The sequence below is a fragment of the Schinkia azotoformans LMG 9581 genome (genome assembly GCF_000307855.1).
GTDB lineage: Bacteria > Bacillota > Bacilli > Bacillales > Bacillaceae_J > Schinkia > Schinkia azotoformans.
Window position 1 is genome coordinate 1 of the sequence record NZ_AJLR01000127.1, and the last position, 10,685, is coordinate 10,685.

Sequence of the window (10,685 nt, forward strand, 5' to 3'; positions counted from 1 at the left end):
CCCGCACTCCCTGTCCGCACTGTAATGTTGGAAAGCCAGTTTCGGTCCTCCTGCTATGCCTACTGCACAATAATCCTCCAATGTTCACTATATATCCCAAAAGTTCAGTAGGTTTGTGGCGGAAAATCCGGCTATTGCGCTTTAAGCACCCTTATGCTAAATTACCTTTAACAATTTTTATCATTTAAGAATACTCTATTAAGTTGCTGTATAATAAGGGTATCGATATTTTTTAATAAAAGAGGCGGAATCATGCAATCTGTTAATTCATTTCAAGATAATCATTCCAATAATGACTATTCATTAATCCTTGAACTCGTAAAGGGTGCTTTAAAAGAAGCAAAATTACTAGATCAAATCATAATAGAAGAACGTAATGAGGGTTTTTTCGTAAAACCTAAACAAATAGATAAACAAGAAAAAATTAAACAATTTGAAAAATTAGCTGGTACTGCGATAGCAGCAGGAGAAGATATAAAAGAATTGCTTGATATGGTTAGTCGAAAGGATATTTACCCACTGTTGCCTTAATAACAGTGGGTATTTACTTTGAGGGAAACAAAGTCACATACTTTATTTGATTCCGTAAAAATAAGGAATAATCAATGTTACTTTCCTATAGTTTGTATATATAATTGCATAATTGTTTTTTATATAATTTCCTTAAAGATGAAATCTAAGGAGAGATTTAGTAATGAATATTAAAACAATTGGAGTCGTTGGTGCAGGATCAATGGGAACTGGCATTGCTAATTTAGCCGCTTTGAATGGATTTAATGTTATTTTGCGAGATATTGATGAAAAATATCTGCAAAACGCGTTAAATAGAATGGATAAATTTATGGAAAAAAGTGTTGCAAGAGGAAAGATGACAGAAGAGCAAAAACAACAAACACTTGATCGAATTAAGCCAACAACAAAATTAAATGATATGGTGGAAGCTGATGTTGTTATAGAGGCAGTTATTGAAGATCTAGAATTAAAAAAGGAAGTATTCTCACAGTTAGATGAAATTGTGAAGGAAAATGTTATTTTGGCGACGAATACATCTTCAATGTCGATTACAGTGATTGCTTCTGCAACTAAGCGTCCTGATCGTGTAGCAGGGATGCACTTTTTCAATCCGGCCCAGCTAATGAAATTGGTTGAAGTTGTTCGGGGCTATGAAACTAGCGATGAAACTGTGGAAGAATTAAAGACGTTATCAAAGGCATTAACGAAAGAGCCAATTGAAGTGAAGAAGGATGTGCCAGGCTTTATCGTAAACCGAATTATGATTCCTCAGTTTATCGAAGCAATTAAACTATTAGAAGAAGGCGTTGCAAGTGCTGAAGATATTGATAAAGCTGTAACACTTGGATTGAACTATCCGATGGGTCCATTCACGTTACAAGATTACGCTGGAGTTGACATCGGCCTTCATGTAATGGAATATTTTAAACAGGAATTTAATGATAATCGTTTTGCACCGCCATTACTACTTAAACAGCTTGTACGTGCAGGCCGTGTAGGACAAAAAGCTGGTGCTGGGTTCTATGATTATAACAAATAACAAAGAGTAATCATTTGGAGGCATAATTTATATGAAAAGTACAGAGTATTCATTTACAGTAAGATGGGGCGATACAGATGCAGCGGGGATTGTCTTTTTCCCAAATTTTTATAAATGGATGGATGAAGCAACCCATGATTTTTTAGGTCAAATCGGATATCCTTCGTCAAAGCTTTATGAACAAGAAAAGATTGGTGTTCCACTTTTAGAAGCAAAATGTGAATTTAAATCACCGCTTTTATTTGAAGATGAGGTAACGGTTGTATCAACTGTTAGTGAATTGCATGATAAGGTTATTAAGTTGAACCACGATTTTTATAAAAATGGTGTCAGGGTTGCCGGTGGCTATACACTCCGGGCATGGGCTTATTTTGGTGGCGAGAGACCGAAGGCCGTATCAATACCGGAAGAAGTAAGAAATGCCTTAAGTTGAAGATACTTGGTAGGAGGAGATCTAGTTGGACTTTAAACTTTCAGATGAACAATTAGCGATCAGGGCAATGACCCGTGATTTTGTAAATAATGAAATTATGCCGATTGCAAGAATGTATGATGAGGAAGAAACATTCCCAACACCGATTTTTGATAAATTAAGAGAGTACGGCTTATTTAATTTAGCAATTCCTGAGGAATACGGCGGTCCTGGAGTTGACAAAATCTCTCAAGCTTTAATTGTTGAGGAAGTAGCGAGAGGCTGTGCGGGAATTTCAACTTCAATGGAAGCGAATTCATTGTCATCCTATCCGATTTTGGTAGGGGGAAGCGAGGAATTAAAGAAGGAGTATTTAACCCGTTTAACAAATGACGGTGAGTACGCCGCGTTTGCGCTTACTGAGCCGCAAGGTGGCAGTGATGTAATGGGGACTAAAACGATAATTGAACGCGTAGGTGATGAGTATGTAATTAATGGTGAAAAATGTTTTATCACAAATGCCAGCTACGCTCATTTCTTTGTTGTCCTGGCAAAAATGAAAGGTGAAAAGGGTCCTAATAGTTTTATAGCCATTGTTGTGGAACGTGATACGGAAGGTTTATCTGTTGGTCCAAAGGAAAAGAAGATGGGTCTAAAAGCATCCAACACGGCTTCTGTTATGTTTGACAATGTTCGAGTACCAGTTTCCAATCGAATTGGTGAAGAAGGCGAAGGGTTTAAAATTTTTATGAAAGCCCTATCATTTGCAAGACCAATGGTTGGAGCCCAATCCGTTGGATTAGCACAGGGAGCCTATGAGGAGGCAGTGAAGTTTGCAAAAGAACGGAAGCAATTCGGAACGACGATTTCTAACTTCCAAGCGATTCAGTTTATGCTAGCAGATATGGCAATGAATATTGAAGCTGCGAGATTGCTAGTTTATAAAGCTGTCTATTTATTACAAGAAGGAACACCTTCCATTACGAATGCTTCATTTGCAAAGTGCTTTGCATCGGATACAGCGATGAAAGTTGCGACTGATGCAGTCCAAATTCATGGTGGATATGGCTTTATTCGCGAATATCCTGTTGAAAAGTATTTCCGTGACGCAAAGATCCAGCAAATTTATGAAGGAACAAACCAAATTCAACGTGTTGTTATTGCAAAAGAGATCCTTAAAGACTAGAGGATGTATGTAAGGTTTTTCTATTATTAATAGAAGAAATGAAAAGTGTAGCGGTGAGCTAAAACCTAGTCCAATTCTTTTTAAGGATTGGACTAAAAAAAATATAAGGTAGGGAGGGGATTATCATTAGTCCACTGCAACTTATCAATTTACTACTGTTTCTAATCGTAACTGGTTATGCGGTTTATTTGTTTGCAACCTTAGTGAAGACACGTATTGCTTACATCAAACTAGGGAAAAAAGCTGAATTTAATCGGACCGTCCGAGAACGAATCGATGATATTCTAGTCAATGTGTTCGGGCAAAAAAAGCTATTAAAGGATAAAAAGAGCGGTACGATCCATGTTATGTATTTTTATGGATTCCTGCTAGTACAATTTGGTGCGATCGATCTTATTTGGAAAGGAATTGCTTTTGATTCTCACCTTCCGTTAGGTCCACTTTATCCATTCTTTACTTTTTCCCAAGAAATTGTCGTTTTGATGATTCTAGTCGCCACAATTTGGGGCTTTTATCGCCGTTATATTGAAAAGTTGGCACGCTTAAAGCGCGGTTTCATGGCTGGTCTTGTCTATATGTTCCTTGGGGGCTTGATGACGGCAACCTTGCTCGCAAACGGAATGGGAATCATTTGGCATGGTCATGAATTAACATGGTCCGAGCCGATTGCTTCCGGCATTGCTTTTGTATTTAGCTGGCTACCACAAGGAGTGGTCGCCGCATTGTTCTTTGTATTTTGGTGGATGCACTTATTATTCTTACTTGCTTTCTTAGTTTATATTCCGCAAGGAAAACATGCCCATTTGATTGCCGGTGTCGCTAATGTATATTTAGGGCGTAACAGTAAAGTTGGGAAGTTGTCTTCGATTGATTTCGAAGATGAAACCCAAGAATCTTATGGTGTAAGTAAAATTGAAGAATTTACACAAAAACATTTGGTGGACCTTTATGCCTGTGTCGAATGTGGAAGATGTACGAGTATGTGCCCGGCTACCGGAACAGGTAAATTGTTGTCACCGATGGATTTAATCGTGAAGATGCGTAATCATTTGACTGAAAAAGGAGCTGCCGTCACATCGAAAACCCCCTGGCTGCCGGCGTTTGCTTTTAACAATACAAGAGCGAATCAATTAGCAATGCAGGGTGCTGCGAATTCAGAGGCAGCTGCGACAATCGAATATGATGTGAATTTAATTGGTGATGTTATTACCGAAGAAGAGATCTGGGCTTGTACCACTTGCCGAAACTGTGAGGATCAATGCCCAGTGATGAATGAACATGTGGAAAAAATTGTAGACTTGCGCCGCTATCTTGTTTTAACAGAAGGGCAGATGAAACCAGATGCCCAACGTGCTATTACCAATATCGAACGGCAGGGAAATCCATGGGGAATTAACCGCAAGGAACGTGAACATTGGCGTGAAGACCGTGAAGACGTTCAAGTTCCGACGGTAAAGGAAACGGAAAAAGCTGGCGAAGAGTTTGAATATTTATTTTTCGTTGGCTCCATGGGTTCCTTTGACAACCGTAGCCAAAAAATCGCTCAGTCTTTCTCGCGTGTGATGAATTTCGCTGGTATTAAGTTCGCCATTTTAGGAAATAAAGAGAAAAACTCTGGTGATACGCCTCGTCGTATTGGAAATGAGTTCCTATTTCAAGAACTGGCTCGTGATAATATCGAAACATTTAAAAAGCATAACGTGAAGAAAATTGTAACGATTGATCCACATGCCTTCAATACGTTTAAAAATGAGTATCCTGAATTTGGATTGGAAGATGTGGAGGTCTACCACCATACTCAATTACTGGATCAATGGATTAAAGAAGGCAAACTAAAACCAACGAAAGAAGTCAATGAAGTCATTGCCTACCATGACTCCTGTTACTTAGGTCGCTATAACGACATCTATGACCAGCCTCGGGATATTTTAAAATCAATCCCGGGAGTAAAGCTAGTTGAAGCAGCTCGTAACCGTGAAAACGCGATGTGCTGTGGTGCCGGTGGTGGCCTGATGTGGATGGAAGAGGATGCAGGCACACGCATTAACGTGGCGCGTACAGAACAAATTTTAGAAGCAAAGCCAACGATGATTGGCAGCGGTTGTCCATACTGCTTAACGATGATTAGTGATGGTACAAAGGCGAAAGAAGTGGAAGATCGTGTTTCGACTTTGGATATTGTTGAAATTTTAGAAAAAGCTCTCTAACGGACATTATTTTCTTTTTTCTGCCACTTTGTATGAAATAATCAAGTATTGGAAATAATTTTAAATAACTATTATTTGAAAATTTTAAATGGAGTGAAGAAAATGAGAAAATTTAAAAAGAGGTCTTTTAAAGAATTAGTGATGGAGAATAAAAGACAATTATTAAATGACCAGGAAGCACTTAATAAAATTGAAGAACGCTTGGAGCAAAGAGCACAAGCTAAATTGATGTAGGCCCTAACACAGGAAAATGTGATTTCATTTTCCTGTTTTTTCTTTTTATATAAATTGAAGTTTAGACAAATATTAAGATGGAAAGCAAAAAATATGCAGGGGGTTTTGTCATGACAAGTGGCTCTAAAGGAAATCAACAATTTGTGCCTAACCATATTGGTACACAACCAAGAAAATATGGGAATAACAAAGGGGCAAAATATCAAAATAAGGGCGGCAACGAACCACAGGTTATCCAAACAAAAGGTGAATAACGAATCATTTTTTTGGAATAATTTTCTAATCAAATGGAAGAATAATATGGTAATCAATACTTAACAAGGAGAGAAGAAAAGATGACAATGAACACACCAAAACCAGATGATCGTAGTGATAATGTAGAAAGATTACAGGATATGGTCCAAAATACAATCGAAAATATTGAAGCAGCACATGAAACAATGCAATTTGCATCTCCAGAAGAACGGGCCCAAATCGAAGCGAAGAATAAGCGCCGAGAAGAATCGATTGCAGGTATGCGTGAAGAAATTAAAGACGAAGCGGCAGCACGTGAAAATGGCTATCAGTGAGAATTTAGGGCAGGAAATTCCTGTCCTTTTCTATTTCATGCTTAAAACTGATGCCAATCCTCACTTTGTGATAAAATATAAGTAGTGATAAGTGATAAAGAGAGAGGAAGAGACGTTTCATGTTTGTTTCAGAGGTAAAAGTAGATGTTCGTTATGCAGAAACAGATCAAATGGGAGTCGTATATCATGCCAACTATTTAGTATGGTTTGAAATTGGCAGAACTTCATTAATTAAAGATTTAGGCTTCAGTTATTCTCAAATGGAAAGAGACGGTTTCCTTGCCCCTGTTATTGATGCAAACCTTTCATATAAAAAATCAATGCATTATGGTGAGACAGCATCAATACGAACATGGGTCGATTCTTATGATGGTTTTCGCACCGTTTACGCCTATGAAGTTTTAAATCCCAAAGGAGAAGTTGCCGTAACAGGTCAAACCCATCATATCGTGGTTAAAAAAGATTCATTTCGTCCAGTACGCTTTAAAAATTACTATCCCGAGTGGCATGATGCATATGAAAAGGCGAAAAAGCAAGGGGAAGATTAATCCATGGCTTTTGGAATCAACCGAGAAGAACTGAAAAGCTGGAAGGAAAAGGTCAATAGTGGGGATCTGGCTTTTCTAACACATTATTGGATTCATCCGAGGTTTCCGGAAAACAACACGGTCACAAAAGCGGGCTGTAATGATCTTGAAAAGCTTGTTAAGTGGGGAAAACAGTATGGCTTAAAGGAAGAATGGATTGACCATCGTCCAATGTATCCGCATTTTGACTTAATCGGCGTCAAGCAGGTTGACATTCTTTTTCAAGAAGGGTTGGAAAGTCATGTTGAAAGATTTCGATTACCCCTAATTAATGAAGATCATACACTTTACGCCATACATTTAACTATAACTGAAAATAAAATAATCCAGATAGGGAAGTTAGGCACATTCCAATTCCCAATTGGTACATACATATATGTTGGAAGTGCAAAAAGAAATATAAGGTCGCGGGTCTTACGTCATATTAAAAGAGAAAAACCTTTTAGATGGCATTTTGATTACCTGCGTCCACAAGGAGACATTTGGACGGTCGAAACCTTCGATGATAGACTCGACGAATGCGCTAGATACCAACAATTGAAGAACAAATATCGAGCACAAGAACTAGTTAAAGGATTTGGATCTTCAGATTGTCACTGTTCTACACATCTTTTGTATTTACCAGATTAACAAAAAACGAGATTTCAGTATTTCGAAATCTCGTTTTAAACGTAATTTAGTTATATTGAAATTCTAATTCATCTCGTTGGTCATTGTAGGCTACTGTCAAATTATGATTATCAAAATACCATTCATCATCACGTTCAACATAGAATGTGATACCATCATTCATGACTTGGATAGTGGGTTCAACAGGCTTTTCCACCATCATGCCTAATGAGAAGCCAGCTTGGAGATTACTTTCGCCCCCATATCTTGCATAAAAACGGATGAAGTCACCCTCTGCTAATTCCATTTCACGTTTATACCATTCTAGAGCTGCTTTAGTTATCATAAGTTGCATTTTCGTTCGACCCCTTCCCAAATCATGTTGTACAATACTATTATAAAATTCGCAAAATTAGATGACTGTGATATTTATCACAATGTTGTAAGCGTTCACAGTAATGAAATAAAATTGTCAAAAAGTTGTATCTAGTTTGGAAGGGGATGGAAATAAAATATAAAAGCCGACCAATTGTTGGCCGGCTATGTGGCATCCGGTAGGGATTAATCAAAAAATTGTTCCAGTTTTTCTTTTTCCGCTTTAGTTGCTTTTGGGTCGTAATAAGGATTTTCCTCAACCATACTCTTAGCATCCAAATTTGTTTTGATCACCAAAGTAGGGGAGGGTGATGCTTCTGCGATCACACGATCATTTAACGCATCAAAATCCGGTAATTGTTTCGAATTCTTTTTCTCCATAAAATAATACCACCTCCATAGTATATAGGGTGGTATTATTTAACGAAATGTATGTGTGTCTATTTAATTACCCATCTGCTGTACTTCTGCGCATTCCGGGCAGCGGCCGTAAATTTCGAACTTATGGCCGGTAATTTCAAAATCATCCATTTCATGGTCAATGATACTCATTGGGCATGCATGAACCTGCTTTGTCTTTCCGCAATCTGTACAAATAAAATGATGGTGGTGGTGAACGGACCCACATGTAAATCGAAAATGCTTTTCTCCGTTCATATCAGTTGCTTCTAAAATATTTAATTCCTCAAATAAATAAAGATTCCGGTAAATGGTATCAAAGCTAAGTCCAGGAAATTCCTCTTTTAAATACTCTAAGACGTCTTTTGCGGTTAAATAGCGGTTGTGGTCGGAAAACAGATGCAGCATTTTTTCACGTTTATCCGTCTGTTTATATCCGCTATCCTTTAATATTCCGATAGCTTCTTCAATGTTCAATTATTCCACCCCCCTGAAGCTTTTTGCCAAAACTTAATTTCAACTTTTTCCAGTATATCGCCGCAATTAAAATCAGAATGGAGAAGATTACAATCGTTCCGCCTGGGGCGATATCCAAATAATAAGCAGCAATTAAGCCGCCAATAACAGCCAATTCCCCAAAAATGATGGAAAAAATCAATGTTTGCTTAAATCCTCTTGCAATTCGGATGCTAGCGGCCACAGGTAAGGTCATTAGTGCTGATACAAGCAGGACCCCAACAATTCTCATTGATGCAGCAATGACAAGGGCAACCATAATTATAAATAAAAAATGGATCGATTTTGCATTAACACCAGAGACTGCTGCATGTTCCTCATCGAATGATAGGACAAAAAGTTCTTTAAAAAATAAATAGATAGCTAAAACAACAACGATTGTAATCGTAAGAATTGTCCAAACATCCAATCTGCTTACAGCAGTTACACTACCAAATAAAAAACTAAACAAATCCGTATTAAATCCATTTGCTAACGAAATAAAAACAACACTTAGTCCGACGCCACCGGATAAAATAATCGGGATTGCAAGCTCTTCATAATGTTTATACACTTTACGCAGCTTCTCAATAAACAGTGCTCCGAAAACAGAGAAGAGCATTCCCATATACATCGGATTTAGCCCTTGCACAGATGAAATCTTTTTTTCTATTAACATACTTGCTGCGATTCCTGCTAATGTAATATGGCTTAAGGCATCGGCGATTAGCGATAATCTTCTTACAACAATAAAAACACCAATAAGCGGTGCGATTAAGCCGATCATAATACCTGTGAAAAAGGCGTTTTGTAAAAATTCATATTGGAGTAAACTAGATATCATGCAAACGAACCTCCATGTATGTGCTCGTGGGTTAATACATGGATATCATGTCCGTAAAAGCCCGAAAGCTCGGTGTTTTCCATATGTAGAAACTCCTCGGAATCACCATGAAAATGCAAAGTTTTATTTAAACATGCGACATGTGAAGCGTGGCTTGTCATTGTTCCAATATCATGCGATACCATAATAAGCGTAATTCCTTTTTGTTTATTTAATGTCGTCAACATATCGTAAAAGTTTTCAACGTTTTTAATATCGACACCGACGGTCGGTTCATCTAAAATGAGTAATTCAGGTTCACTTACTAAAGAACGGGCAATAAAAGCGCGCTGCTGCTGACCTCCAGAGAGTTCTCCGATATTTCGGTGAACAAACTCATCCATGCCGACAGCTGAAATAGCCTCCAGTGCCAATTCTCTGTGTTTTTTCGTAAGTCTTTTGAACAACCCGACCTTAGCGACGAGTCCACTAAGAACGACTTCTAGTACAGTCGCCGGAAAACCGGTATTAAAGCTGTTCGCCTTCTGCGATACAAACCCAATTAAATGGCGATTTTTCAGCTTGGAGATCGGGGTTCCAAAAACATTTATATCACCTTGATCAGGTTTTAAAATACCTAAGATCAACTTTATCAATGTTGATTTTCCGGAACCATTCGGACCGACAAGTCCTAAAAACGTTCCTTTTGGTATTTGTAGTGTAATATTATCTAACACTTTCTTTTCATCGTAACTAAATGAAACCTTTTGTAAATCTACTGCCAACTCTTTGGAGTGGTCATTCATAAAATTATCACCCTGCTTGTGTTTTAGTGATGTTCAACTTTTTGCTTTTTTTCTGGAACAGGATCGAAGCCGCCCGGATGGAATGGGTTGCATTTAATAATGCGAATAGCTGTTAAATAGCTTCCTTTAAATACGCCAAAGCGTTTAAAGGCCTCTAATCCATAATGTGAACAAGTCGGATAAAAACGGCATGAAGGCGGCTTTAGTGGCGATATAAATTTTTGATAAAAACGAATGAAACCAATAAACAACCATCGCATTATTCATTACCCAACCTTCCGCTTATTTCGTAACCATTACGATTTATATTAAAAAAAAAAATGTAAAATGTCAATAAAGAAAAGCGGAAGCGCCTTGCTCATCGCCGTACAAACTGGAGGGGCTTCGACTGAGATAAAGGAAACTTGAATTGCGTTAGCAATTCTTAGTTG

The 10,685-nt window shown here is 37.9% G+C and carries 16 protein-coding genes and 1 pseudogene; 11 read left to right on the plus strand and 6 right to left on the minus strand.

The window, feature by feature from the left end; all coding sequences use genetic code 11:
- Positions 1 to 252: 252 nt before the first annotated feature.
- From BAZO_RS15685 to BAZO_RS23100, 11 genes and pseudogenes are all read left to right on the plus strand, one after another.
- Complete coding sequence (locus tag BAZO_RS15685) at positions 253 to 531, plus strand: hypothetical protein (RefSeq protein WP_003332635.1); 279 nt, start codon at positions 253 to 255, stop codon at positions 529 to 531.
- Between the two features lie 163 nt (positions 532 to 694).
- Positions 695 to 1,552, plus strand: a complete 858-nt coding sequence (locus BAZO_RS15690) for a 3-hydroxyacyl-CoA dehydrogenase family protein (RefSeq protein WP_003332636.1) — start codon at positions 695 to 697, stop codon at positions 1,550 to 1,552.
- Positions 1,553 to 1,583: 31 nt separating this feature from the next.
- Entirely contained in the window at positions 1,584 to 1,985 is a 402-nt protein-coding gene (locus tag BAZO_RS15695) for an acyl-CoA thioesterase (RefSeq protein WP_003332638.1), read from the plus strand.
- Positions 1,986 to 2,010: 25 nt separating this feature from the next.
- A complete protein-coding gene (locus tag BAZO_RS15700; RefSeq protein ID WP_003332639.1) occupies positions 2,011 to 3,150 on the plus strand; it encodes an acyl-CoA dehydrogenase family protein in 1,140 nt (379 codons plus the stop codon).
- Positions 3,151 to 3,338: 188 nt separating this feature from the next.
- Positions 3,339 to 5,357 carry a (Fe-S)-binding protein gene (locus tag BAZO_RS15705; RefSeq protein WP_003332640.1) on the plus strand — a complete coding sequence of 673 codons (2,019 nt, stop codon included), beginning with the start codon at positions 3,339 to 3,341 and terminating at the stop codon, positions 5,355 to 5,357.
- Positions 5,358 to 5,459: 102 nt separating this feature from the next.
- On the plus strand, positions 5,460 to 5,591 hold the full coding sequence (locus tag BAZO_RS21875) for an FbpB family small basic protein (RefSeq protein WP_003332641.1): 132 nt from the start codon (positions 5,460 to 5,462) through the stop codon (positions 5,589 to 5,591).
- Between the two features lie 110 nt (positions 5,592 to 5,701).
- Positions 5,702 to 5,845: an acid-soluble spore protein N gene (locus BAZO_RS15710; protein WP_003332642.1), complete on the plus strand. Its 144-nt coding sequence runs from the start codon at positions 5,702 to 5,704 to the stop codon at positions 5,843 to 5,845.
- A gap of 87 nt (positions 5,846 to 5,932) precedes the next feature.
- A complete protein-coding gene (gene tlp / locus BAZO_RS15715) occupies positions 5,933 to 6,160 on the plus strand; it encodes a small acid-soluble spore protein Tlp (RefSeq protein WP_035195096.1) in 228 nt (75 codons plus the stop codon).
- Positions 6,161 to 6,279: 119 nt separating this feature from the next.
- Complete coding sequence (locus tag BAZO_RS15720; RefSeq protein WP_003332644.1) at positions 6,280 to 6,708, plus strand: acyl-CoA thioesterase; 429 nt, start codon at positions 6,280 to 6,282, stop codon at positions 6,706 to 6,708.
- A gap of 3 nt (positions 6,709 to 6,711) precedes the next feature.
- Positions 6,712 to 7,008 (plus strand): annotated as a pseudogene (locus BAZO_RS23095) (hypothetical protein); the annotation flags it as partial.
- A 99-nt stretch (positions 7,009 to 7,107) separates the two neighbouring features.
- On the plus strand, positions 7,108 to 7,377 hold the full coding sequence (locus tag BAZO_RS23100; RefSeq protein WP_267880038.1) for a GIY-YIG nuclease family protein: 270 nt from the start codon (positions 7,108 to 7,110) through the stop codon (positions 7,375 to 7,377).
- 46 nt (positions 7,378 to 7,423) lie between these two features.
- Here BAZO_RS23100 and BAZO_RS15735 read toward each other — a convergent pair whose 3' ends face one another.
- The 6 genes from BAZO_RS15735 to yidD form a co-directional block, all read right to left on the minus strand.
- Complete coding sequence (locus BAZO_RS15735) at positions 7,424 to 7,711, minus strand: HesB/YadR/YfhF family protein (protein ID WP_003332647.1); 288 nt, start codon at positions 7,709 to 7,711, stop codon at positions 7,424 to 7,426.
- Positions 7,712 to 7,917: 206 nt separating this feature from the next.
- On the minus strand, positions 7,918 to 8,112 hold the full coding sequence (locus BAZO_RS15740; RefSeq protein WP_003332648.1) for a hypothetical protein: 195 nt from the start codon (positions 8,110 to 8,112) through the stop codon (positions 7,918 to 7,920).
- A 63-nt stretch (positions 8,113 to 8,175) separates the two neighbouring features.
- Positions 8,176 to 8,607: a Fur family transcriptional regulator gene (locus BAZO_RS15745; protein ID WP_003332649.1), complete on the minus strand. Its 432-nt coding sequence runs from the start codon at positions 8,605 to 8,607 to the stop codon at positions 8,176 to 8,178.
- Complete coding sequence (locus BAZO_RS15750; RefSeq protein ID WP_003332650.1) at positions 8,597 to 9,469, minus strand: metal ABC transporter permease; 873 nt, start codon at positions 9,467 to 9,469, stop codon at positions 8,597 to 8,599. The genes BAZO_RS15745 and BAZO_RS15750 overlap by 11 nt, the downstream gene beginning before the upstream one ends.
- Positions 9,466 to 10,254: a metal ABC transporter ATP-binding protein gene (locus BAZO_RS15755; RefSeq protein WP_003332651.1), complete on the minus strand. Its 789-nt coding sequence runs from the start codon at positions 10,252 to 10,254 to the stop codon at positions 9,466 to 9,468. Before BAZO_RS15755 ends, BAZO_RS15750 begins: the two co-directional genes overlap by 4 nt.
- A gap of 23 nt (positions 10,255 to 10,277) precedes the next feature.
- Positions 10,278 to 10,514, minus strand: coding sequence for a membrane protein insertion efficiency factor YidD (gene yidD, locus BAZO_RS15760; RefSeq protein ID WP_003332652.1), 237 nt, complete (start codon positions 10,512 to 10,514; stop codon positions 10,278 to 10,280).
- Positions 10,515 to 10,685: the final 171 nt, after the last annotated feature.